This is a genomic window from Zongyangia hominis (genome assembly GCF_014385095.1).
In the GTDB taxonomy this organism is placed as follows: Bacteria; Bacillota; Clostridia; order Oscillospirales; family Ruminococcaceae; genus Zongyangia; species Zongyangia hominis.
The window spans coordinates 1-25,064 of sequence record NZ_JACRTC010000002.1 but is presented as its reverse complement, the minus strand read 5'-3'; the positions used below and the strand labels follow the sequence as shown (position 1 = coordinate 25,064).

The 25,064-nt window shown below is 56.4% G+C and carries 19 protein-coding genes and 1 pseudogene; 17 read left to right on the top strand and 3 right to left on the bottom strand.

Translation table 11 applies throughout. The features are described 5' to 3' along the window. Positions 1-101 precede the first annotated feature (101 nt). The 5 genes and pseudogenes from H8709_RS03570 to H8709_RS03550 all read left to right on the top strand — a co-directional run bounded on the left by H8709_RS03570 (position 102) and on the right by H8709_RS03550 (position 7,811). Positions 102-4,622 (top strand): fibronectin type III domain-containing protein, encoded by a 4,521-nt coding sequence (locus H8709_RS03570; protein WP_262397011.1) that lies wholly within the window; start codon positions 102-104, stop codon positions 4,620-4,622. A 175-nt stretch (positions 4,623-4,797) separates the two neighbouring features. Continuing rightward, on the top strand, positions 4,798-4,938 hold the full coding sequence (locus tag H8709_RS03565; RefSeq protein ID WP_262397010.1) for a hypothetical protein: 141 nt from the start codon (positions 4,798-4,800) through the stop codon (positions 4,936-4,938). A gap of 63 nt (positions 4,939-5,001) precedes the next feature. Then, positions 5,002-6,591: a recombinase family protein gene (locus H8709_RS03560; RefSeq protein WP_262397009.1), complete on the top strand. Its 1,590-nt coding sequence runs from the start codon at positions 5,002-5,004 to the stop codon at positions 6,589-6,591. A 101-nt stretch (positions 6,592-6,692) separates the two neighbouring features. Continuing rightward, positions 6,693-7,544, top strand: a pseudogene (locus H8709_RS03555) (nucleoside recognition domain-containing protein); the annotation flags it as partial. A gap of 141 nt (positions 7,545-7,685) precedes the next feature. Beyond that, positions 7,686-7,811: a hypothetical protein gene (locus tag H8709_RS03550; protein WP_262397008.1), complete on the top strand. Its 126-nt coding sequence runs from the start codon at positions 7,686-7,688 to the stop codon at positions 7,809-7,811. A 1-nt stretch (position 7,812) separates the two neighbouring features. Here H8709_RS03550 and xylB read toward each other — a convergent pair whose 3' ends face one another. Further along, the gene (gene xylB / locus H8709_RS03545; protein ID WP_262397007.1) at positions 7,813-9,333 is read right to left on the bottom strand and encodes a xylulokinase; all 1,521 of its coding nucleotides are present in this window, start codon (positions 9,331-9,333) and stop codon (positions 7,813-7,815) included. A gap of 19 nt (positions 9,334-9,352) precedes the next feature. Continuing rightward, positions 9,353-10,057, bottom strand: a complete 705-nt coding sequence (deoC, locus tag H8709_RS03540; protein ID WP_262397006.1) for a deoxyribose-phosphate aldolase — start codon at positions 10,055-10,057, stop codon at positions 9,353-9,355. Between the two features lie 460 nt (positions 10,058-10,517). Here deoC and H8709_RS03535 point away from each other — a divergent pair, with 460 nt between their 5' ends. From H8709_RS03535 to H8709_RS03485, 11 genes are all read left to right on the top strand, one after another. Then, positions 10,518-11,273: a GntR family transcriptional regulator gene (locus tag H8709_RS03535; protein ID WP_262397005.1), complete on the top strand. Its 756-nt coding sequence runs from the start codon at positions 10,518-10,520 to the stop codon at positions 11,271-11,273. Positions 11,274-11,779: 506 nt separating this feature from the next. Continuing rightward, positions 11,780-12,988, top strand: coding sequence for a hypothetical protein (locus tag H8709_RS03530; protein WP_262397004.1), 1,209 nt, complete (start codon positions 11,780-11,782; stop codon positions 12,986-12,988). An 83-nt stretch (positions 12,989-13,071) separates the two neighbouring features. Continuing rightward, positions 13,072-13,935: a sugar phosphate isomerase/epimerase family protein gene (locus tag H8709_RS03525; protein ID WP_262397003.1), complete on the top strand. Its 864-nt coding sequence runs from the start codon at positions 13,072-13,074 to the stop codon at positions 13,933-13,935. A gap of 248 nt (positions 13,936-14,183) precedes the next feature. Continuing rightward, positions 14,184-15,728, top strand: a complete 1,545-nt coding sequence (gene cls, locus H8709_RS03520) for a cardiolipin synthase (protein WP_262397002.1) — start codon at positions 14,184-14,186, stop codon at positions 15,726-15,728. A 284-nt stretch (positions 15,729-16,012) separates the two neighbouring features. Continuing rightward, positions 16,013-18,313 (top strand): ATP-dependent helicase, encoded by a 2,301-nt coding sequence (locus tag H8709_RS03515; protein WP_262397311.1) that lies wholly within the window; start codon positions 16,013-16,015, stop codon positions 18,311-18,313. 36 nt (positions 18,314-18,349) lie between these two features. Next, positions 18,350-19,141, top strand: a complete 792-nt coding sequence (gene thyX, locus H8709_RS03510; RefSeq protein WP_262397001.1) for an FAD-dependent thymidylate synthase — start codon at positions 18,350-18,352, stop codon at positions 19,139-19,141. Next, complete coding sequence (locus tag H8709_RS03505) at positions 19,134-19,808, top strand: dTMP kinase (protein ID WP_262397000.1); 675 nt, start codon at positions 19,134-19,136, stop codon at positions 19,806-19,808. Before thyX ends, H8709_RS03505 begins: the two co-directional genes overlap by 8 nt. Further along, positions 19,802-20,716: a DUF2156 domain-containing protein gene (locus H8709_RS03500; protein WP_262396999.1), complete on the top strand. Its 915-nt coding sequence runs from the start codon at positions 19,802-19,804 to the stop codon at positions 20,714-20,716. Before H8709_RS03505 ends, H8709_RS03500 begins: the two co-directional genes overlap by 7 nt. A gap of 150 nt (positions 20,717-20,866) precedes the next feature. Continuing rightward, on the top strand, positions 20,867-21,781 hold the full coding sequence (locus tag H8709_RS03495; protein ID WP_262396998.1) for a GNAT family N-acetyltransferase: 915 nt from the start codon (positions 20,867-20,869) through the stop codon (positions 21,779-21,781). A gap of 56 nt (positions 21,782-21,837) precedes the next feature. Continuing rightward, on the top strand, positions 21,838-22,377 hold the full coding sequence (locus H8709_RS03490) for a DJ-1 family glyoxalase III (protein ID WP_262396997.1): 540 nt from the start codon (positions 21,838-21,840) through the stop codon (positions 22,375-22,377). Beyond that, complete coding sequence (locus H8709_RS03485) at positions 22,368-22,988, top strand: 5-formyltetrahydrofolate cyclo-ligase (RefSeq protein ID WP_262396996.1); 621 nt, start codon at positions 22,368-22,370, stop codon at positions 22,986-22,988. The genes H8709_RS03490 and H8709_RS03485 overlap by 10 nt, the downstream gene beginning before the upstream one ends. Before the next feature lie 109 nt (positions 22,989-23,097). Here H8709_RS03485 and H8709_RS03480 read toward each other — a convergent pair whose 3' ends face one another. Next, positions 23,098-23,229: a hypothetical protein gene (locus H8709_RS03480; RefSeq protein WP_262396995.1), complete on the bottom strand. Its 132-nt coding sequence runs from the start codon at positions 23,227-23,229 to the stop codon at positions 23,098-23,100. A gap of 173 nt (positions 23,230-23,402) precedes the next feature. Between H8709_RS03480 and mltG the strand changes: the two genes are divergently transcribed. Beyond that, positions 23,403-24,887, top strand: a complete 1,485-nt coding sequence (mltG, locus tag H8709_RS03475) for an endolytic transglycosylase MltG (protein WP_262396994.1) — start codon at positions 23,403-23,405, stop codon at positions 24,885-24,887. Positions 24,888-25,064: the final 177 nt, after the last annotated feature.

Genomic DNA, 25,064 nt, shown 5'->3' with positions numbered 1-25,064 from the left:
AATTTGTGCGCTCTTTTTTGAACGCATGATGGAAAAGTCTGGAATAGTAAAGGGGAAACCCGGTACAACCAGCAGAAAAGCAACCGAAAGGATGAGAAAGTATGGTGAGTATCAGAAAGAAGATACTATCTGTCCTCTTGTCATTGGCCCTCATCGTCGGCGTTATGGCGCCAACGGTCGTGGCACAAGGGGAGACAACCACAACCCTGACCGTAACAAGCGCGGCCCCGGATGCGAAATATCACATCATCGGGGAAGACCCCATTTGGGGAGCGTACGATTATTACGGCAAGGAATACGATGGCAGCGCGGTCATCGACGTCGCCCTAACCTTGTCCGGCGCAGAAGCAGGGGATACGGTGGCGGCCACCGCCACGGCGACCCTTTCGTCGGCCAACAAAGGAGATTACAACACGGTAGATCTCACCGACATCACCCTGACAGGCAACCCCGATGGCAAATATTCCATCGCTGACAGCCAGGCGGGGGTCACCCTGACCGAAGAGTTTACCATCGATCCCAAAACCTTCCCGCTCATCGTGACGGCGGAGAGCAGGGAGTATGACACCTCCAACTCTGTGACCATTGCTTCGCTTTCCTTTACGAAGCCTGCGGGCTACGACGGTACCACCGAAAGCCTGTCCGCGTCCGACGTCATGTTTGCTATGTTGACCGATGGCGTCGACCAAGTGGAGGGTCCCGGTATCACCGACGTGGGCGACATGCAATATGCGGATCTTGCGCTCAATAGCGGCTTCAACTTCGGCAATTTTGAGCCGGAAACCATTGCGAAGCTCTCCGGCGGAAAAATTACCCCGAGCCCCCTGTCCTTCTCGGTGAGCGCCACCGCGGGCGCCGCCAAAGTCCTGCCCGGCGTCAAGCTGACGGCAGAAGTTAAGGATGTGACGCTCTCCCAGGCAATTTTGGGCCAGCTTACTGAGGAAGCCGCGGTCGCAGCGGAGCTCAAGAAGGCCACCGACGGCCTTACTTACCAGTGGCTGCGCGATGGCACCGCCATTGAAGGCGCCAACACCGCGACCTACACGGTGGCGGAGGAAGACCGCAATCATGAAATCAGCTGTAAAGTCAGCGCCAGCGGCAACTACGCCGGCGATGTGACCAGCACCGTATTTACGGTGTCCGACCGGGAAATGCTCACCGGTTCCGTTGCAATTACCGGAACTCCGGCGGTAGGCAACACCCTGACGGCTGCCGCTACCCTCAATAATTCCGACCCCACCTATACTTGGCAGTGGTACCGCGGCAACGACAAGATTGCCGACGCTACCAATGCCGCCTATGAGGTGACCAAGGACGACCGGGGCCAGACCCTGCGCGCCGTTGTGGTCGGCACTGGAAACTTCCAGGGCGGACCGGAGGGCGCCATGGCAGTACCGGCGGAGAAACCGGCAGCGCCCGGCAACATCCAGGTTGATGCGAAAAGCAATTCCTGTACCGTCACCTGGGACGCGCCGGCAGACGACGGCGGATCTCCTCTGACGGGATATGAGGTCCAGTTTGGACTGCCGGGGCAGAGCACCGGCTATATCGTGGGCCTTGTCAACTCCTATGACTTCCGCGACCTGCAGCCCGAAACCCAGTATGAAGTTAGGGTGCAGGTTAAAAACGCGGTGGGTTCCACCACCAGCGCTCCTGTCACCTTCACCACCCCCAAGCGGGCGATGGACGAAACTACCACCACCGTGGAGGGACTGGAAGCCAGCTATCCCTATACGGGCAGCCAGATCGCGCCGGTTATTGTTGTCAAGGACGGCTCGACGCCCCTGACCGTAGGTACCCATTATGATCTGGTATACGGTGAGAACAAAGAAGTGGGAGAAGGCACCATCACCATTAACTTTAAAGGCGCCTACACCGGTTCGGTCATCAAGACCTTTACCATCGTGCAAAATGCCCCCAGCCTGGCCGCACCTACGGCCAAGGGAGCCGTCACCTTTGACGGACTGGCCCTCGTACCCGGTGAGGACTTTAACGAGGCAGTTCTTTCCGGCGGCACTTCAGTCAGCGGCTCGGTCTTCTATGTGGCCACCGAAGCTAATACGAAGCCTGCCGATGTGCCCACGAAAAATGACCTGCCCTATATGGCCGGCACTTATTATATTTGGGCCTATTTCACGGGAGATGATCATAACGCTTCCACTTGGAGCGATGCAAGCCTCGCGCTGACTATCGGGAAAAAAGCGCTCGATCCCTCTGTGATTCAGTGGCCCACCACCCAGGGCGGGGTTTATGATCCCAATAAGACCCTGGCGGATTATCCTCTGGCCATGAATTCCTACGGCACTTTCGCTTGGAGTAATCCGGATACGGTACCCACCGTGGCAGTGACCAGCTATGAGGTCACTTTTACTCCCAACGCCTACACCCTGCAAAACTATAATCTGACCGGCGTGACCACCACTCAAAATGTGGCCCTCGCCATCACCGCGGCTCAGGGCAGCGGCAGTGTGACGCTGGAAGGCTGGACCTACGGCGACGCGCCGAAGACCCCGGTTCCGGTGTCCGCCACCAACGGCACCGATGGCGTCACCTATCAGTACAAATCCACCGCCGAGGGCGCACAGTTTACTAGCGACGTGCCCACCGATGCGGGCGAGTATCTGCTGGAAGCTACCTTCCCCGCATCGGGCAATTACCAGTCCGTCACCGCGCAGACCTTCTTCACCATCGCAAAGAAAGCGCTCACCGACGCGGACATCATCTGGCCCACGGCTCAGGGCGGCGCATATGACCCCAATAAGACCTTGGCTGATTATGTCTTGAACGGCACCAGCGCATACGGCGCCTTCGCTTGGAGTAATCCGGCGACGGTACCCACCGTGGCGGTGACCAGCTACTCCGTTACCTTTACTCCCAATGCGGCTGACGAGAAAAATTATGACTTTACCGGCGTGACTACCACTCAAAATGTGGATCTCGCCATCACTGCGGCCCAGGGCAGCGGCAGTGTGACGCTGGAAGGCTGGACCTACGGCGATGCGCCGAAGACCCCGGTTCCGGTGTCCGCCACCAACGGCACCGAAGGCGTCACCTATCAGTACAAGTCCGCCGCCGAGGGCGCACAGTTTAGCGACACAGTACCCGCCGACGCGGGCGACTATGTGGTGAAAGCAAGCTTCCCGGCATCCGGCAATTACGCGGCTTGCATGGCGGAAGCGAATTTTACCATCGCAAAGAAAGCGCTCACCGACGCGGACATCACCTGGCCCACGGCCCAGGGCGGCGCATATGACCCCAATAAGACCTTGGCTGATTACGCCTTGGACGGCACCAGCGCATACGGCGCCTTCGCCTGGACTAATCCGGCGACGGTACCCACCGTGGCGGTGACCAGCTACTCCGTTACCTTTACTCCCAGCGAGGACGCCAAGAAAAACTATGACTTTACCAATGTGACGCTGACCAAGAATGTAGATTTGTCCATCGGGACCCTGGAAGGCAGCGGCAGTGTGACGCTGGAAGGCTGGACTTACGGCGATGCGCCGAAGACCCCGGTTCCGGTGTCCGCCACCAACGGCACCGATGGCGTCACCTATCAGTATAAGTCCGCCGCCGAGGGCGCACAGTTTAGCGACACAGTACCCACCGACGCGGGCGACTATGTGGTGAAAGCAAGCTTCCCGGCCAAAGATGGCTACGCGGCTTGCACGGCGGAAGCGAACTTCACCATCGCGGTCAAAGAGATCACCGTGACTCCCGACGCCGGTCAGAGCAAACGGACCGGCCAGGATGATCCTTCCTTCACCTATACGGTAAGCCCCGCATTGGTGGGTGACGATTCCCTGACGGGTGCGCTTGGCCGTGTTGCCGGTGAAGAGCCCGGCACCTACGCCTTTACTCTCGGAACTTTGGCCAATGGAAACTACCGTCTGGTGCTGGCCGATGCGGTCTTCACCATCACCGATCCCCAGGTGGAGGTCATCGGTAAGGCTCCCGCCGCTGATGAATCCTTAAAAAATGATCCCAATAAGGGGACCATTGTCGAAGGAATGCTGAATAACGCGGCGGCGCAGGCCGCTCCCACGGGTCTGGCAGAGGCTGCCGCAGGCAATCTGGAAATTACCGGCGACACCGATCTGTTTATAGACGTGGAGATCACCGATGTGACCCTCAAGAATGGAAAAGTGGAAAGTGTTATATTTGAAGCGGCTCCTTACTGGGCAGGAGAGGACGGCGTTCCCCATCTGCTGACAAACGACCAGTTAAACGGCGGCGAAATCACTTTCCGCCTGCCGGTACCGGCCGAAGTCACCCAGAAATATGCCAAAGTGGTTCACTATCTGTCCAATGGAACCACCGAGACTATGTATCTCACCATCCAGGAGGAGAACGGCGGCAAGTTTGTCGTTGTGAAGACCAAATCCTTCTCTCGGTTTGAGATGAGCTTTACCAATGTCAAACCCAACGGCTCCACCGATAAGCCCTCCATACCGGGCGGCGGCTCCGATTGGAAATGGCCTACCGGCAGCGGCAGCTCTTCCGATACGAGCGGCAAGGGCAACCCGAGCACCGGCGCCAACGACTTCCTTGCGGGAAGCATCGCGCTGGCGGCAATCGCGGGCCTGACAACGGCATTGAGCATCAAACGTAAAAAGAAATAACCGCATCTGATCCATCAAAGGCCGGGCATATCGCCCGGCCTTTTTGCGCGCGTAAATAGGGAAGCAAGGGGACTCCCCGCCGACGTGGAGCATGGGGAGAGCCTCCATTTTTCACTTAGCCCCAGAGAATAAGGTACAAGCAGCCTCGCATAAATTCTTGCTGGGGGTGTTTGGGATGGAGAAGAAGACAATCTATGAAATTAAAGACACCACAATCGAAGTCGAGCGCGTCTTTTCCGAGGAAAAGCGTCTGAAAGACGTGCTGATCGAATGGCTCATCCAAGAAAAGACGCCGGTGTGGCGGCCGCCTTTTTGATCTATAAGCCGGGGCATATCCAAAAGATATGGTCGTATCTTGGAGAAAAAAGGGGGGCGCGTATTGGAAGAAAAGAGGAAAACCTATCGGGCCGCGCTCTATCTGCGCTTATCTCGGGACGACGGAGCGGGGGAGAGCGCCAGCATCGGCACTCAGCGAAAGATTCTGCGGGGCTATGCGGCGGAACACGGCTTTGACGTGTACGGGGAGTATGTGGACGACGGCTACTCCGGCACCAATTTTGAGCGCCCTGAGTGGAAACGGATGATCGCGGACATCGAGAACAGACGGGTCAATCTGGTCATCACCAAGGACCTGTCCCGGTTGGGCCGCGATTATATCACCGCCGGGCAGTACACGGAAATATATTTCCCCACCAAAGGGGTGCGGTATATCGCGGTCAATGACGGATACGACTCGGACAGTCCCTATACCGACATCGCCCCGTTTAAAAATGTCATCAACGAGATGTACGCCCGGGACACCAGCAAGAAAATTCGCAGCGCCTTCCAGGCCAAGATGCGGGAGGGCGCTTTCATCGGAAACTTTGCGCCCTATGGCTATCAAAAAGACCCGGAAAACAAAAATCATCTGGTAGTGGACCCGGTGACAGCGCCGGTGGTCCGGGGAATTTTTGAAATGGCCGAAAAAGGGGAGACTCCCGCCGCCATCGCGCATACTTTAAATGGGGAAGGCATTGCGACGCCTTCCCTTTACCGCCGCTTCCAGCGCCTGACGCTCCCTGCGGGGATCGAGACCCGGGGCTGGACCTCCTCCGCTGTCTGCAAGATGCTGGCAAACCTCGTATATCTCGGCCATATTGTCCAGGGAAAGACGACCAAGGTATCCTTTAAAAGCCACCTGACTCTACAAAATCCCCGGGAGGAATGGATTGTCGCCCGCTATATGCATGAGCCGCTGGTCTCCCAGGAGACCTTTGACAACGTGCGCAGGCGAAGCGTGGCCCGACGCTCGGGGGTGAAAACCGGGTTTCGCAACATTTTTTCCGGCATTGCCCGCTGCGCCACCTGTGGCAGACCTCTGTCGGTCACCGGCAGCCGGAGAAAGGACAGCGCCTACAACCTGGTCTGCGGTGGCTACAAGCTCTATGGCAAAAGCGTGTGTACCAACCATTTCCTGGACTACGACATCCTATATCAGGTGATTCAACGGGAGATCGAAAAACTTCTCTCCCTGAATGAGGAGGATAAAGAGACCATTGTGGAGGCCCTGCAAAAGGCCCGGGCACCACAGGAGGGGACGGGGGAAGGCGGGGAGTTATCCTCACTCAAACAAAGGGATGCAGAGCTTGACTGCCTCATTGCCCGGTTGTATGAAGACAGCGTCAGCGGAAAATTGGACGAGGCCCGGTTTTACAGGATGCTGGAAGGCTACGAGACGGAACACCGTCAGATTCAGGCGCGACTAGAAGCGGGCAGGTCCCCCAAAAACGAGAAGCGGACGCCGGAGGATACCGGTGTGCCTCAGCTTTTGGCTCAACTCGATGAGATGACCCGGCCCGAAGTGCTCTCCCCAGAGCTCATCCGAAGACTGGTGGAGAAGATCGAGGTCTGTCAGGGCGTCTACGAGGAGGGGCCGGGCCGGGGCCGCAAGCGGCAGAGGGTCATCATCCACTTCCGATTCGGCAAATGATGGAGATCCCGGCCCATTAGACGGCCCTATTTGGATACCCCCACACGCGAGGAGAGGCGGATACAGCTCCGTGGCCGATGCGTGCACTGATTTCCGCTGTCATGTGCATGGGCTTTGGATGCAACGCGGCGGGCATTGTGGGCTGCCGCATCATCGACTCCCCCAGGGAGCGGCTCATCGCCACCATCACCAATAACTTTGTACCCTGCAACGGGCGCTTTCCCACCCTCATCGCCATCATTACCATGTTCTTTGTGGGAGGATTTGCCGGGGCATTCCAGTCCGTGCTTTCCACCCTCTTACTCACCGGTGTCATTGTCCTGGGGGTCCTGATGACCTTCCTTATTTCGAAAATCCTCTCCATGACCATTTTAAAGGGTATTCCCTCCTCCTTCACCCTGGAACTGCCGCCCTACCGGCGGCCCCAGATCGGCAAGGTCATCGTCCGCTCCATTTTCGATCGGACCCTGTTTGTGCTGGGGAGGGCCGTGGTGGTGGCGGCGCCTGCCGGACTGATCATCTGGCTGCTTGCCAACATCACGGTGGGAGACATGAGCCTGCTGGCCCACTGTGCCGGATTTTTGGACCCCTTCGGCCGGCTGCTGGGCCTGGACGGCGTGATCGTCATGGCCTTTATTCTGGGCTTCCCGGCCAATGAAATCGTCATTCCCATCATGATCATGACCTACATGGCCACCGGCCACATCACCGACTTTGCCAACATGAACCAGCTGCACGCCCTGCTCGTCAATAACGGCTGGACCTGGGTGACGGCGGTGTCCACCATGCTCTTCTCCCTGATGCATTGGCCCTGTTCCACCACCTGCATGACCATCCATAAGGAGACCCAGAGCAAAAAGTGGACGGCAATTTCCTTCTTGGTGCCCACAGTGACCGGAATCCTCATCTGTTTCCTCTTTACGTCCATCGTCCGGCTGGTGGGCCTGGCGTAGCGAAGATATGAAAAAAGGCCGCGCTCCATGGTGGAGCGCGGCCTTTTTTATTGTAGAGGAAAAAACGGAACGCATGGCATCAAGGACTTTTGTGTTTCGTCCCTCACGCGAGAAAAAAGCGGCAGCGCAGATTTTTATCGTATGGCAGCTGTTGCGCCGAACATCAACGACCCTTGCGGTTCGATCCTCAGCATGGAAAACGTCAGCGCCATCATCGATTCGTCCTCACGCGTCAAAAACAGCCGCATTATGCGGCTGTTTTCCTAAGTTAAAGATGAGCCAGTTTGTCGTAGACGCCGACGAGGCCTTCGTAACACTCGTCAAAGATGGGTTTGAGCCGGTCGTAGATCCGGGCGTTTTCCTCGATGGGGGAAAGCTCCGAATCAATGGTCAAGAACCGGTCGATGACGTCAAAATCATCAAAGGCGCCCACGCCCACGCCGCCGGTGATGGCGGCGCCCATGGAGGTGGCTTCCTCCAGGACGTTGGGCTTTTGGATGCGGCAACGGTACATGTCGGCAAAAATCTGCCGCCACGCCGCGCTCTTCGCGCCGCCGCCGATGAGGGTCATCTCGTCGATCTTGACGCCCTTTTTCTGAAAGCAGTCCATGACCACGCCCAGATTGAGGGCTACGCCCTCCTGGACTGCCCGGACGATGTCGTCCTTGGTGTGCTCCATGGTGAGCCCCACAAAGGCGCCCCGGGCGTTGGGGTTCCAGCGGGGACTGCGTTCCCCGATGAGATAGGGGAGGAAGAGGAGGCCCCGGGCCCCCACCGGTGAGCGGTTGGTCTCCTGTTCGATGATATCGTAGACGGAGACCTTCTGCTCTTGCGCCAACACACCTTCGTAGGCGCAGAGGGTATTCTTGAGCCAGCTCATGGAGCCGCCGCCGCACTGCATGGTGCCGGTGGGAAGGACATAGCCAGGCACGATGTGGGCCCAGGTGAAGGTGCGCATGGCGTCGTCGTAGACCGGCTCCTTGGCGGTGATGGAAATCCAGGAGGAAGTGCCCATGCAGCTGTGGGCGATACCCTCCTTGACGCAGCCGGTGCCCACGGCGGCACAGACGCCATCCCCGCCGCCGCAGACCACGGGGATGCCTTCGATGAGCCCGCACGCGGCCGCGGCCTCCCGGGTGACGGTGCCCGCCACGTCGGTGGAGCGGCACAGCTCCGGCAATTTGTCCCGATCGAGTCCCATGACCTCCAACAGTTGATCGGACCACTGAAGCTTTGCCAGGTCCAGAAGACAGGTGGAGGAGGCGTCGGTGTATTCGGTGACAAAGCGCCCGGTGAGCTTGAGGATGATGTAGTCCTTGGCGTTTAAGATCTTGTAGGTCTTCTCATACACCTCCGGCTCGTGATCCTTCACCCACATCAGCTTCTGCCCGCCGTAGGAGGGGCTGATGCGGTGGCCGGTGATGTGATAAAAGTCCCGCTCGCTGATACGCTCGCGGATCTGTCCCATCTCTTTGGTGGCGCGCATGTCCGCCCAGATGAGGGACTCTCGAAGGGGGACTCCGTTACTGTCAACGCACAGACACCCCATCATCTGGCCGCTAAAGGAGATGGCGGCGATATGGCTGACGTCGATGTCCGCCACCAGCTCTTTGGTGGTGACTGAGACTGCCCGCCACCAGTCCTCCGGGTCCTGCTCCACCCAGGTGGCGTTTTGCACATGGGTGTCGTAGTGGTAGACCCGGCTGCCGACGAGCTTACCGTCGGTGGTGTACAAGGTGGCCTTGTTTCCGGAGGTGCCCAAATCGTGGGCCAGAAGATACTGAGGCATAAGTCTTCCCTCCTGTCAGTTATTTGTTGATGTAGGCCTGATAGGCTTCGGTCAGCGCCACCGAGCTGGAACTGCCGATGCGCTCAGCTCCCGCCTCCACCATGGCAAGGCAGGTTTCCAGATCCCGGACGCCGCCTGCCGCCTTGACTTTCACGAGGTCTCCCACCGTCTCCTTCATAAGCTGGACGTCCTCCACGGTGGCGCCTCCTGTGCCAAAACCGGTGGAAGTTTTGATAAAGTCGGGGCGGACCTCCTTGGCGATGAGGGCCGCGGTTTTGATTTCCTCCTTGGTCAGATAGCAGTTTTCAAAGATGACCTTGGAGATGACGCCGTGCTTGCGGCAGACATCCACAATGGCGCGCATTTCTTCTCTAATATAATCGGTGTCGCCCATTTTGAGCTTGCCGACATGGAGGACATAATCGATCTCATCGGCGCCGTTTTCGATGGCATCCACCGTCTCCGCCAGCTTGACTGGCAGGGTGGTCTGTCCCAGGGGAAAGCTGATGGCCGCACCCACATGGACGTCGGTGCCTTTTAAATATTCCTTGCACAGCTTTGTTTGGCAGGAATTGATGGCCACCATCCGAAAACCGTAGTCCGCGGCTTCCCGGCATAGTTTTTGGAAGTCCTCATCGGTGGCGTAGGCTTTGAGGTTGGTGTGGTCAAAGAGCTTGGCAAACTGCGCGACCGTCAGTTCGCATTTCGGTTTTGTTCCTTCCATTCCAGTCTCCATTCCGCCGCTGCGCTCGGCTTTCACAAAATTTTACCCGCCCGCGCAGAAAAAAACAAGGCGGGAGGACAGCCGGAGGCCGCGGAACCGCGAAGCGCCATCCAAAGATGGGGGCTTAAGCTTCGCGGTAATCCTCCTTTGAAAGAAGGATGCGGCCGCCGGTAAGATTGGCTATGTGTTAATGTAATTACATAATAGCGGATGAGGGAATACTTGTCAATAGTTTTCGAGGAAAAAAGAAATCGATTGTTCGAATTGAAGGGAAAATGGAAAGTTACCGGAAATATACTTCGTATCTTTTGGACAACTTACGATAAAATAGAAAGCTTGTATCGGCATTCTTTGTGAGTGTCCATAGACGATGCCGGTGAAAATTGTGGAATTATAGAATTGATCTTCTCGTTTTTATGTGCTAACATAATAGCAAGGATATGAGATGTGAGGAAGAAGTATGGAAAACAGAATGGACGATTTCAAACTGGACCGGGATACGCCGGTACCGCTGTATTATCAATTAAAGCAATATCTCATTGGGCAAATTCGAGGTGGGAAGTTGAAAGTGGGGGACATGCTGCCCACGGAATTTGATCTTTGCGAGAAATTTGGAGTCAGCCGTCCCACGGTCCGGCAGGCCATGAGCGAGATGGTGGCGGAAGGCTACCTGTACCGCCACAAAGGGCGGGGAACTTTTGTCTCCAAGCCTAAGTTGGAGGGACGTTTCTTCCAAAAGCTGCAAAGTTATAATGTGGAGATGACCCAGAAGGGCCTGGAGCCGGCAACCGAGGTGCTCAACCTGAAGATGGTGGAGGATGCGGAGGACGCCTGCGTTCATCTAGGGCTGGAACCCCAGTCCAAATGCATTCTTCTCGAGCGGCTGCGTTTTGCCGACGGGGAGCCCATGGTCTATCTAGAGACCTTCATGCCCTATGATCGCTTCGGAGAGCTGTTGGAGGTGGATTTCTCCACGCTCAACCTCTATCAGGAGCTGGAGGAGCGCTTTCACATCAAGATTTATCGGGCCCGCCGGGTGCTGGAAGCCATCGCGGCCAATGAAGTCGAGGCAAAGCTCCTCCAAATCAAGGAGGGGGAGCCTATCTGCTATGTGACCACGGTGGCCTACACCAAGGACGAAATTGCGGTGGAGTATTCCCGGGCAAGGTACCGGGGGGACCGGAACAAGTTTAGCATCGACCTGTATACCGAGTAGACAAAAGCCGGCCGTCTTTTGACGGCCGGCTTTTTTGGGCGCGCGGGGCATACCCGGCCGGCGGGGTCACCGGCGGGGGAGGCGGTCAAAGGAGGGGGCGGGCTCCCATGGGGGTAAGATTGTACCCAGGGGGTTAAAACTTTTGCAGAGAAGACGACCGTACAACTTTTTCGGGCGGGGAGCAGATTCGGGGTCAGAGGGAAGAAAAATTATGCAAAGCGCCGGGAATGGGGCGCAAGTCTTATGAAAAGCGCTGGCTGTACGCCGGAATATGGGGAAAATAGATGTAAATACAACTTGATTTTTGTGGAAAATTCATGTTGCAGAGTGATGAATATGGACCGATGACACGCCCAAGTTTTGTTGACATCTACCTAATTATTTGCTAAAATGAGGATAAATTCGGGCTGACTTTCAGACCGGACCTGCGCGCGGCAGCGCAGGGCGTTTTAAGGAACCGACAACGCTCCTTATCTGACACAATTTACTGTTTGAGGAGGTATATTATGGACAAAGCGGCAAGAATCAGAAAAGCATTTGCGGACGGCGAGGGCGTACTGAGAATGGTGCCCAACTTCGTTCCCAGAAGTTTCAACCAGCCGGGCAGAAGACTGAAGCTGCATCCGGACGATTACTATGCATTGGGTATGGACCGCGGCGCGATCACCGAGCGGTGGTTCTCCTCGGTGTGCCCGGCGGCCAACGGCCCCTTGGCTCCCGCAGACGAGGGCCTCAGCTACGTTTCCCTGTCCGAGGACAAAGAGGACAAAATCCTCTTTAAAGATTTTATCGCGGAGCTGGGCGCGGAGATCGTGGGCCAGAAGCTCTACGACGAGTACGGCACCTTCCCGATGTACGCCAAGTTCTTCGACAATAACGGCCCGCTGTTCCATCATATCCATCCTGCGGAGGAGACGGTCAAAGCGGTGGGCAACCACCAGAAGCCCGAGGCCTACTACTTTGCCCCCCAGATGAACAACCACATGGGCACCGCCCCCTACACCTATTTCGGCTTTGACCCCGAGGTCACCAAGGAGGATGTCAAGGAGCGCCTGCTGCAGTTTAGAACCCGTGACAACAAGATCACCGAGCTTTCCCGCGCTTACCGCGTCCAGTTGGGCACCGGCTGGTACACCCCGCCGGGAGTCATCCATGCGCCGGCCTCCGTGTGCACCTATGAGCCCCAGTGGAACGCCGACTGCAACGTGGTCATGGAGAACGTGACCGCCGGTGAAGTCAACAAGTACGATTCCCTCTCCCAGCAGTGCCCCGAGGACAAAAAAGAGGACATCGACTACATCATGAACTTCTTAGACTGGGAGAAAAATGTGGACCCGGAATACCGCAAGCATTATTTCCGCGCCCCCGTCACCATCCATGAGGACGAGAAATACATAGACAAATGGGTCTGCTACGCCAACCCCTTTGTGGCCGCCAAGGAGCTGACCATCCTGCCCGGCCAGTCGGCGCTGATTCAGGACGACGCCTGCTACGGCTGCATCCTGGTGGAAGGCCACGGCAAGTTCGGCAAATATGACTGCGAAGCGCCCACCATGATTCATTACGGCGATCTGACCGCCGACGAGTTCTTCGTCAGCGAGGCCGCCGCCAAGAAGGGCGTGCTCATCGTCAACGACAGCAAGTTTGACCCGCTGGTCATCCTCAAGCACTTCGGCCCCAACAATTCCGGCCCCAAAGAGGTACCGACAAAATAAAAATGATACCATCCAAGCAGCCGTCGGGCGGGGACGTCCCGTCCGCGGCTGACTGATAAAAACAACGAAGAGGAGGAGAAATTATGGCATATTTTAAATTCGGCGTCGATTCCTTTATCTGGACCGAGGTGTTTTCCGTCAAGGACCTGTGGATTATCCAGAAGGCCAAGGATTTAGGCTTTGAGGTCATCGACTTCGCCATCGCCCATCCCGAGACATTCCCGTTGGAAGAGGTCAAGAAGGAGATCGACCGGGTCGGCATCGAGTGCGTGACCACCACCACCTTAGATGATGAGAGAAACCCCATTTCCCCCGACCCCGCCATCCGCGCGGCGGCCGTCAAGTCCATGAAGCTGCTCGTGGACATCAACTACGCTTTGGGCTCCAAAGTGATGGCGGGCGTCAACTACGCCTCTTGGGGCTATCTCACCAAGAAACCCAGAACCCAGCAGGAGTGGGATTGGTCGGTCGCTTACATGAAGGAAGTCTGCGAGTACGCCAAATCCAAGGGCGATCTCAATATCTGCGTCGAGTGCGTCAACCGGTTTGAGACCCACTTCCTCAACATCGCCGCGGACGCGGTCCAATACTGTAAGGACGTGGGCACCGGCAACATCAAGGTGCATCTGGACTGCTTCCACATGATCCGCGAGGAAACCAGCTTCCGCGACGCGGTGCTGACCTGCGGCAAGGAATATCTGGGTTACATCCACGTTTGCGAGTCCAACCGTGGCATCCCGGGCACCGGCCTCGTCCCCTTCAAAGAGTTCTTTGAGGCGGTTAAAGAGGTGGGCTACGACGGCCCGCTGGTCATCGAATCCTTCGACCCGAGCTTTGAGGAACTAAACGGCAACTGCGCCATCTGGAGAAAGCTGGCCGAGTCCGGCGAGCAGCTGGCCATCGAGGGGCTGGCCAATCTGAAGAAGATTGCGGAGACCGTGCAGTAACTATCGCCCCCAATCCTCTAGGACGCCGGGTGGATAAAAACAGTCTATCATAATGACAGCAACCGCCGAAATTTTCGGCGGTTGTTTGTATTTTGAAGGATTTCTTGCTATAATAAAATGCAATAAGACAACGAGGACGCTTTTGTTCAAACTGCCGAAGGGAGCGGGAGCCGCCGCGGCAGAAAAGGAACAGGAACGCGGGGATTCAAATGCGGGGGTGCGGGATGTCAAAAAATCAACAACAGAGTATGGGCTTTTTTAAAAAGCTGTTTAAACTGATTTTCAGCCGGATGGTGCTGGTAGGACTGCTTTTGGTCCTCCAGGTGGCGGTCATCGTGGTGGGCATTGCGTTTCTCAGCAATTATTTTGTCTATTTCTACGCCTTTTTCTGGCTGCTCAGCCTGGGCGTCGTCATCTGGCTCAACAGCCAGAAATATAACCCCTCCTTTAAACTGGCCTGGACCATCGTGATATTGCTCCTGCCGGTGTTCGGCGGGCTCTTTTACATCATCTGCGGCACCAACCGGCCCACCCGGAAATTTGCCAACCAGATGAACAGCATCTGCCGGCAGACCAATTCCCTTATGGTCCAGGACCCTGCCATTATGGATAAACTTCGAGAGCGGGATGAATCGGCGGCAATCCAGTCGCGGTATATCACCAATATTGCCTCCTTCCCGGTGTACGAGAATACCGCTACTGAGTATCTCTCCCCGGGGGAGAAGAAATTTGAGCGGCTCAAAGAGGAGCTGGAAAAGGCCAAGCACTATATCTTTTTAGAGTATTTCATCATCGAAGAGGGTATTATGTGGGACAGCGTCTTGGAAATCCTCCGTCGGAAGGTGGAGGAGGGCGTGGAAGTCCGGGTGATTTACGACGACGTCGGCTGCCTGCAGACCCTGCCCTATCGCTATGATGAAAAGCTGAGAAAGATGGGGATCAAGGCCAAGGTTTTTAACCCCTTTACCCCCTCCCTGGCGATCAAGATGAACAATCGAGACCACCGCAAGATTGTGGTCATCGACGGCCACACCGGGTTCACCGGCGGCATCAATCTGGCCGACGAGTACATCAACGCCTATGAAAAGCACGGACATTGGAAGGACGCCTCCATTATGCTACAAGGCGAGGCGGTCTGGAACCTGACGGTGATGTTCCTCCAGGCATGGAACTTCGAAAAGCGGGAGGACGAGGACTTCGAGCAGTTTAAGCCCCGCATCCACTGGGAAAAGGAATTTCCCGATGACGGCTTTGTCCAGCCCTATGGGGATAGCCCCATGGACGGGGAGACGGTGGGGGAATCAGTGTACATGAACCTGATTTCCCGCGCCAAGCACTATGTCTATATCAACACCCCCTATCTGATCGTGGATAACGAGCTCTACACCACCTTGTCCCTGGCGGCCAAAAACGGCATCGACGTGCGGATTGTGACGCCCCATATCGCCGACAAGTGGTATGTGCACATCGTCACCCGAGCTTATTATAAGCAGCTCATCAAGGCGGGGGTCAAGATCTACGAGTACACCCCTGGGTTCATCCACTCCAAGACCTTTGTGTGCGACGACCACTTGGGCACGGTGGGCACCATCAATATGGACTTCCGCAGCCTCTATATGCACTTCGAGTGCGGTGTTTGGATGTACGATTCCAGCGCTGTGATGCAGGTCAAGGAGGACTTTTTAAAGACGCTGGAAATTTGCCAGCCCATCAGTCTGGAGGACTGCAACAAGGTGAGCGTCATAACACGCTTCCTGCGCGGGGTGCTGCGTCTCTTCGCCCCCCTGATGTAAATAGGTTAAAAAAGCAGCCGCTGTTGCGGCTGCTTTTTTGGCGCTGGCATGGGGGATGGTTGTGTACAGTGGCCCCACGGTTCGGCAATCGAGAGTGAAAGAGGATGCTCAAGGCGATTGTTAAATTTCCTCACATCCTTTCAGATAGACGTCTTTTGTGTTATAATAAATACATATTTGCATTTTTAGAACGCTCTTTGTATAAGAAAGGAATTTGCTTCGTGAATCCACTGGAAATAGACAATCAGCTCAAAAAGCGGGCCCTGGAAAAGGTGTTTTCCCGCATGAACGACCGACAAAAAAAAGCGGTCTTCCAAATCGGCGGTCCGGTGCTCATTCTGGCCGGGGCGGGCAGCGGCAAGACCACCGTCCTTGTCAACCGCATCGCCAACATGGTCCGGTTCGGCGACGCCTACAGCGCTCCCAACTTAGAGGAATATACCCAGGAGCAGCGCTCCTTTTTGCAGGACTTGATCGACGGCAGGACCGAGGATTTAAATGCTCTGGCAGAGATCGTGGCCCACTATCCGGTGAAGCCCTGGAATATCTTAGCTATCACCTTTACCAACAAAGCGGCCGGGGAACTCAAGGCCCGGCTCTCCTCCATGCTGGGGGAGGACGCCCAGGACATTGCGGCGGGCACCTTCCACAGCGCCTGTGTGCGGATTCTCCGGCGGGAAATCGACCGCCTGGGCTACAAGAGCAGCTTTACCATCTACGACACCGACGACTCGGTGCGGGTGATCAAGGATTCTCTCAAGGAACTGAATATTAACGACAAAAACTTCGCGCCCAAAAGGATTTTGGGCCAGATCAGCCGCAGCAAGGACACCATGGTCACCCCGGCGGAGTTTACCAAACAGGCCGGGAGCGACTACCGGTTGAGCACCATCGCCAAGGTGTATGAACTTTACCAAAAGAAGCTCAAAGCCGCCAACGCCGTGGACTTTGACGACATCATCTGTCTGACGGTCCGGCTCTTTGAAGAAAACGAGGACGTGCTGGAGCACTACCAGAACCGCTACAAATACATATTGGTGGACGAGTATCAGGACACCAACCACGCCCAGTACCGGTTGGTGAGCCTGCTTTCCCAAAAGCGGCAGAACATCTGCGTGGTGGGCGACGACGATCAGAGCATCTACAAGTTCCGGGGCGCGGACATCGAGAATATCCTCAGCTTTGAGCAGCAGTTCCCCGGGGCGCTGGTCATCCGTCTGGAGCAAAACTACCGCAGCACCCAGAACATTCTGGACGCGGCCAACGAGGTCATTGAGAACAACGTCTCCCGCAAGGGGAAAACCCTTTGGACCGACAGCGGCGCCGGGGAGAAGATCGCGGTCCACCGCTTTTACAGCGAGGCGGAGGAGGCCCAGTTCATCGCCGACACTATCGTCTCCGACGTGGCAAACGGCCAGAAGTACGCCGACCACGCCGTCCTTTACCGGATGAACGCCCAGTCCAACAGCGTGGAGAAAACGCTGGTCAAATCGGCCATCCCTTACCGCATCATCGGCGGCCTGCGCTTTTATGAGCGCAAGGAGGTCAAGGACATGGTGGCGTATTTGAGCGTCATCAATAACCCCGCCGATGCGGTGCGTTTAAACCGCATCATCAACGAACCCAAGCGGGGCATCGGCGCGGCCACGGTGGCCGCCGCCCAGCAGATCGCGGCCCAGACCGGCGAAAACCTCTTCGACGTCTTCGCGGCGGCCGACGAATATGCCGCCCTCTCCCGGAAGGCGGGCGGGCTCAAGGCCTTCGCCGCCATGATCGGGGAGCTTTCGGATACCGCCATGACCGGGGAGCTGTGCGAGCTCTTCGACGAGGTGCTGGAAAAGACGGGCTACCGCATCATGCTGGAAGCCCAGGGGGACGAGGGGAGAACCCGGCTGGAAAACGTGGAGGAGCTGCGCTCCAACATCGTCAAATACTGCCAGGAAAACGAGGAGCCTACCCTCTCCGGTTTTTTGGAGGAAATTAGCCTCTACACGGATCTCGACAACTTTGACCCCGACGAGGACAGCGTCATTTTGATGACCATGCACTCGGCTAAGGGGCTGGAATTTGAAAACGTCTTTCTCATTGGCATGGAGGAGGGGATTTTCCCCGGTATGCAGTCGATCTACAACCCCGGCGAGATCGAGGAGGAGCGACGGCTTGCCTATGTGGGCATCACCAGAGCCAAACGGCGGCTCTACCTCACCAGCGCCTCCCAGCGGATGATCTTCGGCTCCACCGCCCGCAACCGCCCCTCCCGCTTCATCACCGAAATCCCTAAGAACCTGTGCGACTTCGAGGATAAGACGGTCATCACCCGGCCGGCGGTGGAAGCGAGAAGCTTTGTTAAACCCGGCGTGCGTGAGGGCGTGCGCAGTTCCATCGGCATCGGAAGCGCGCCCAAGCCCGCCCAGAAGGGGGAGACCGGCTTCCTGCCCGGCGACCAGGTGCTCCACAAGGTGTTCGGCGCGGGAGTCATCCTGTCGGCCACCCCCATGGGCGGGGACCGGCTCTTAGAAATCGCCTTTGACAAGGTGGGAACCAAGAAAATCATGGAAAATTTTGCCCGGCTCCAGCGCGGATAACGTCTGAGGCCCCGCCATCGGTAAGGAGGATTTTATATGGCTTATGTCACCCTGCTCGCCCACACACCCATGCCGGAAAAGATCGTCGCGTCGGCGGCCAAGCTCTGCTATGCACAAAGCGACATTGAAACGGTGATGGACAATCTGGACGAAAAAAAGACGGCGGCCTTCGTCGATATGTTATCGGAGCTGGGCCACGAAAGCCCCATCGAGCACGCCAGTTTTACCTTTGGCATCCAGAACGTGTCCCGGGCGCTGCTGGCGCAAATTACAAGGCACCGGCTTGCATCTTTTTCCGTTCAGAGCCAAAGATATGTAAAGGAAAATCACTTTGAATTTGTAACGCCCCCCGAGATCGCGGCGGACCCCGAAGCGGCGGCCGTCTTCCAGGGATCGATGGAAAACGCCCTGCGGGATTATCTGCGCCTATCCGACATTCTCCAGCGCCGCCACGAAAAGGCGCTGCTGGAAGAGGGCGTGGACGAAAAGACCGCCCGGAGCAAAGCCGAAAAGATGGCCATCGAGGACGCCCGGTTTGTCCTGCCCAACGCCTGCGACACCAAGATGATCGTCACCATGAATGCCAGAAGCCTGCAAAACTTTTTCCGGCACCGCTGCTGCAGCCGGGCCCAGTGGGAAATCCGGGACGTGGCCAACCAGATGCTTGTCCTGTGCAAGGAGGCGGCGCCCGCCCTGTTTAAAAAGGCCGGGCCCTCCTGCGTGGCGGGACAGTGCCCCGAGGGCAAGATGTCCTGCGGAAAGACGCGGGAGATGCGGGAGCGCTATCTGGGCAAAGAAAAAGAACAACGGGGGGAGAACCTTGGGTAATCTGATTGTCATGGACGGGCTCGACGGCAGCGGCAAGGCCACCCAGACGTCCCGTCTGATGCAAGCCCTCCAAGCGCGGGGAAAGTCCGCCCGGGCCATCTCCTTTCCCGATTACGGCGACCCTTCCTCGGCGCTGGTGAAGCTTTACTTAAACGGGGAGCTGGCCGAGAACGCCGACGAAATTAACGCCTACGCGGCGTCGAGCTTCTACGCGGTGGATCGTTACGCCAGCTTTAAGCGCTTTTGGGAGCGTGACTACCGGGACGGGAAGCTTATGGTGGCCGACCGGTATACAAGCTCCAACGCCATCCACCAGATGGCGAAGCTGCCCCGGGAGGAGTGGGACAGTTTCCTCGCGTGGCTCGACGACTACGAGCACGAAAAACTGGGGCTGCCCCGGCCTGACTTGGTCCTTTATCTGGACATGCACCCCGATACATCGGCAAAGCTGCTGGCCAAGCGGTACGGCGGGGACGAAAATAAAAAGGACATCCACGAAAAAAATGTTTCCTATCTCCTGCGCTGCCGGGAGACGGCCCTTTATGCGGCCGAAAAGCTTCACTGGCAGGTGATCGGCTGTTGCGACGGCCGGGACCCGCTGCCGGTGGAAGCGATTCACGGGAAAATCATGGATCTATTGCGGAAGGAACTGAAATTTTTATGGTAGACTTTAAGGACATCGAGATTCGCGACAAACAGTGGATTGACCCACTGCTGCGCATGTCGGACTATCGCGGTTCGGAGTATGTATTTAGCAATAACTACAACTGGAAGGACATCTATCACATCCAGGTCGCCCAGGTGGGCGGCTACTATTGCGTCCGCTCGGGGCTTGGGGAGGAGAGAAGCTATCTCTATCCCGCTGGAAGCGGGGACGTGAAACCCGTCATCGAGGCCCTTATCCAGGACGCCAAAGACCGGGGCTGTCCGTTTTGGATGCACGGCGTGACCAAGGAAAATGTGGCGCTGTTGGAGACTTTGTTCCCCGGCACCTTTTCTTTTGAAGAAAACCGAGACGGTTTTGACTATATCTACAATGCGGTGGATTTGGCTACCCTGGCCGGGAAAAAATATCACGGCAAGCGCAACCACATCACCAAGTTTAAGTCGAATCACCCCGATTGGACCTACGAGCCCATCACGCCGGAGAACATCGAGGAGTGCCGGGCCATGAATAAAATCTGGTGCGAAAAGCAGGGGGACTGTGAGGACCCCAGCCTGAAGCAGGAGATGTGCGCGGTGAAGAAGGCGCTGGATCACTTCTTCGAGGAGGGGCTAAGCGGCGGCATGATCCGCACCAGCGACGAGGGCATTGTGGCCTATTCCATCGGCGCGCCCCTTTCCAGCGACACCTTCATCGTCCACATCGAAAAGGCGTTTGCCGAGGTGCAGGGCGCCTATCCCATCATCAACCAGGAATTTGTCCGCCACAACTGTATGGATTACCAGTACGTCAACCGGGAGGACGACGTGGGGGACGAGGGCCTCAGGAAGGCAAAGCTCTCTTATAAGCCCGCCATTCTGCTGGAAAAATATCTGGTGCGCCTCAAAAGTGAGATGAAAGACGCCCGCTAGAGGGGCAGATCCCGAAGGGAAAGGCATCGAAGCCAAAGCGAGAGCGGTAACGAAAATAAACGGAGAGCGGCGAAAAATGGACAAAAGGCGCCAACGTGGCAAATCGCCGCGGCGTCCCAAACGGCCCCGCGCAAGAGGAGGGAAAACAAGATGATACAGTTTGCCACGAAAGAGATGCTTCCCGCCCTGAAGGGCATCTGGAAGGCGTGCTTCGGAGATCCGGACGCCTATATCGACCTATACTTTTCCCACCGCTTCCGTCCCGAATATACGCTGGTGGAAGTCGTTCATGGGGAGCCGCTTGCCATGCTCACCATGCTCCCCTGTGAAATTTCCACGGACAACGGCCTTTTTTCCGCCCGGTATATCTACGCCGTGGCTACTTTGCCTAAGGCGCAGGGCAGGGGATATTCCAGCGCGCTGCTCGAATACGCCCACCGCTGGATGCGCAAAAACGGCGTGGACGTGTCTCTGCTGGTTCCGGCGGAGGAAAACCTCTTTCAGTTTTACCGCAAACGGGGCTATCTCCCCGCCTTTTCGGTGCGGGAGGTGACCCTCTCCCGGGCGGATCTTGTCCGCCTCGCGTCGGAGGGGCCGGCACTAGGCCGGACGGTGGAACTCAAAGCCTTGGACGCCGCGGGGCTCTATGCGCTCAGGGAAGAATTTTACGGTAAACAGGGCATCTTTGTCCGATGGGACGAGGAGGCGCTTGCTTATGTGGCGGAGGAAAACGCCTTTACCGGTGGAAAAATATTAAGATTTTCTACAGACTATGGACATGGTTATATGGTATGTTATAAAATAGGAAGCATCATAGCGGTCAAGGAATGCGGGACGAGGGATGAGACGCTCCTATGCCGGGCGCTGCTCAGCGCGTTTGACGAGGACAGCTTTCTCTTGCGTTTGGCCGCTGACAGCCCCCTCTTTGCGGGGATGGGAGAAAAGCGGGAATTCGGTGCGGCCGTCTATCTCCGGGATACACGGGACAAGGCGCTTAAAAGCCTGCCGGAACGGTTGACAGGCCGGGCGCTGGACGAGCCTTATTTAGGCCTTGTCCTCGATTAACGGAGTTGGCCGGGCCCTTTTCACGCAAAGACTGCAACTGACAGGAGGAATCCATCGTGATCTATGTGTTTTTGTCCAGCGGCTTTGAGGAGACGGAGGCCATTGCCCCCATCGACATTTTGCGCCGTGCGGAGTTGGATGTGCAGATCGTGGGCGTACAGGACGACGTCGTCGTCGGCTCCCATGGCATTGCCGTGGGCTGTGATACGACGGTGGCCCATATCGACTACGACAATTTGGAGATGATCGTGTTACCCGGCGGCGTGCCGGGAACCCTGGGACTGGAAAAATCGCCGGGGGTCCAGCAGTGCATCGATTACGCCGTGGCCAACGGCCTTTGGATCGGCGCCATTTGTGCCGCCCCCTCCATCCTGGGCCACAAGGGCTTATTGGAGGGCCGGGAGGCCATCTGTTTCCCGGGCTATGAGCAGGAGCTCTCCGGCGCTACCATCAGTGGACAGAGGGTGTGTGTGGACGGAAAGTTCATCACCGCCAAGGGAGCGGGCGCGGCGGTGGAATTTGGGCTCAAACTGGTCGAGTGCCTGAAAGGTGAGGACCGGGCTAAGACGGTGGGAGCGTCGATGCAATGCTGGTAGCCGATATCCGACAGTACAAGCGCCAGTTGAGGGAAAAAGTCAAGCAAAAGCGCCGGGACATGGACCCGGAAGTCAAGAGACAAAAGGATCTGGCCATCAAAAAGAGGGTGGAATCGCTCTATCAGTATAAGCGGGCCAAGCTTCTGCTCTGTTATGTCTCCACCGATATCGAGGTGGACACCAAGCGGCTCATGGAAGACGCTTGGAGGGCGGGGAAAAAGGTGGCGGTACCCTGTTGCATTGATCCGGGAAAAAGTCTGATGGAGTTTTACTACATCCGCTCTTTCCAGGATCTTAAACCCCGCACCTTCGGGGTCTTGGAGCCCGACCCTGAGCGGGCGGAGAAGGTCACCGATTTTTCCGGCGCGCTGAGCATAGTCCCGGGACTTTGTTTTGATTATAACGGCTATCGCTTGGGATACGGCAAGGGTTATTACGACCGTTTTTTGTCCTCTCACCCCGGACCGCGGGTGGGCATTGTGTACAGTGAATTTGTCAGATACCGGCTCTATCATGGCCGCTATGACGTGCCCATGGACCTGATTGTCACCGAGCGGTATCTCAGAGCCACGTCAAAGAGGTCTAAAGTGGAAACGGCGCGGGTAAAATAAATTGACACAAGGCAAAAGCCCTTGTAATTTCTTACAAGGGCTTTTGGTCGGGATACGGTGATGTTTGCATATGTTTTCTTGCCGGGGCATCATAGCCCATTTGAAGGAACTAGCAGCCGCAGTTGTTGCAGCCACAGTTGTTGCAGCCGCAGTTATTACCGCAACCACAGTCGTTACCGCCGCAGCAGAACAGGATGATGATTAAAAGGATAATCCAAGTACAACCGTTGTTACCACACATATTGAAGTCACCTCTTTGAGTTGATTTGCTTTATACTATGTAAGAAAACGAAAGCTGGTTACAGCTTTTTGAAAAGATTTTTTGTCACAAGAGAAGAACCCATTTCCATGCGCCGGAATCTTTCGTCTGAAGTGAGAGGCGTATGAGGACTGAGAATGAGGAGGTGGAAGCACTTGGACAATCGTGATGATTTCGATGAACTGATGAAGAAGTTTAGTCAAAGCGACGACCAGGCTCCCCACGACGAGGAAGCAGAGGGCTTCACATTCCAAAGCGGCGTGAGCTCGGACAAATACGAGGATCTTCCGCTGTTTCAGGAGGAATACTCCGGCCCCGCCCAATCCCCCAAAGAGAAAAAAGCGCCGTTCAAGCTCAATATCACCGACCGGGAGTACTATGAAATTCCCGATACCGGGGAAGGGACAGCGGAAAAGCGCCGTCCGTCTCCAGGAAAGAGCGGTCCAGGTGAAAAAAGCGCCTCTGTGGGTAAGACGCCGGGTCCCGTTCCACGGGCAGTGGGCGAGACTGGCAAGGCGCAAAGTAAATCCCGGATCCGCCGCCGGTATGAGAGTTTGGGAAGAACAGCCCGGGTATTTATCTACATCGGCTTCGTGATGGGCATTTCCCTGTTTTTATCCTATTTCATCCTGCAGGGGGCCAACGACCTGTTCGGCTTTAATAAGCAGGATATGCAGGTGGAAATTACAGTGCCCGAAAACGCTTCCGTCTCCGATGTGGCCAAGATCCTCAAGAAAAGCGGGGTCATTAGCGAGCCTACGATCTTCACCCTCTATGCCCAGTCCCGTAACGACGAGGAAACCAAAACGGAATTTAAGCCCGGAACCTATGTACTCAACCCCAAGATGGCTTATGATGAGATCATCATTACCTTGAGTTCCGGTCTCTCCGACGATTCGGTGGTGAGAATTACCTTCCCTGAAGGCCTGACCGCCCGGGATATCGCGGACCTGTTGGAAGAAAACGGGGTATGCACAGCATCCAACTTTATTACCGCCCTCAACGAGCACGATTATTCCCGGTTCGATTTTGTGGGCAAGATCCCGCCCAGCGAGAATCGTTACCTGAAGCTGGAGGGCTATATCTTCCCCGACACCTATGAATTCTTCACCAATGAAAACGTGGATTCGGTGGTCAGCAAGTTCCTGCGCGCCTTTGACGCCAACTGGACCAACGAGCTGTCGGTCCAGGCGGAAAAGATGGGCATGACCACGGACGAGGTGGTCACCCTGGCCTCCATCATCCAGAAGGAGTCCAGTGCCATCGAGGAGATGAACATGGTGTCCGGCGTTTTCCACAACCGCCTCAACAACGCCGATACCTATCCCAACCTCCAGTCGGACGTCACCATCAACTATGTGGAGACCGACATCAAGCCCTATCTCAATATTGCAAATCAACCCATGTATGACAGCTACAACACCTATAAATGCACCGGCCTTCCTGTGGGACCGATCTGCAGCCCGGGTGTGGCGGCCATGAAAGCGGCCATCTATCCGGAAAAGACCAACTATTTCTACTTCCTCACCGACTCGGAAGGCAAGTATTACTATGCCGCCACGCTTGAGGAACATGAGAAAAACGACGCTGCGGCCAGCAAGGTGGGCGACGGCAAGACCCACGGCATCGCGACCCAGTAAAAAGGTATGCAACGGCAGCCGCCGCTTGAAAGCAAGCGGCGGCTGTTTCTGCGAGAGGAAGACCTGCTAATAAAAGTCAAGTAGAAATTTCAGATTTTTAGTGAAGCAAAAAAGGCAACACAAAATCAAGCCGCTGAGCGTTTCAAAATTAAAACGGCGGCCAGCCAGATGGTATAA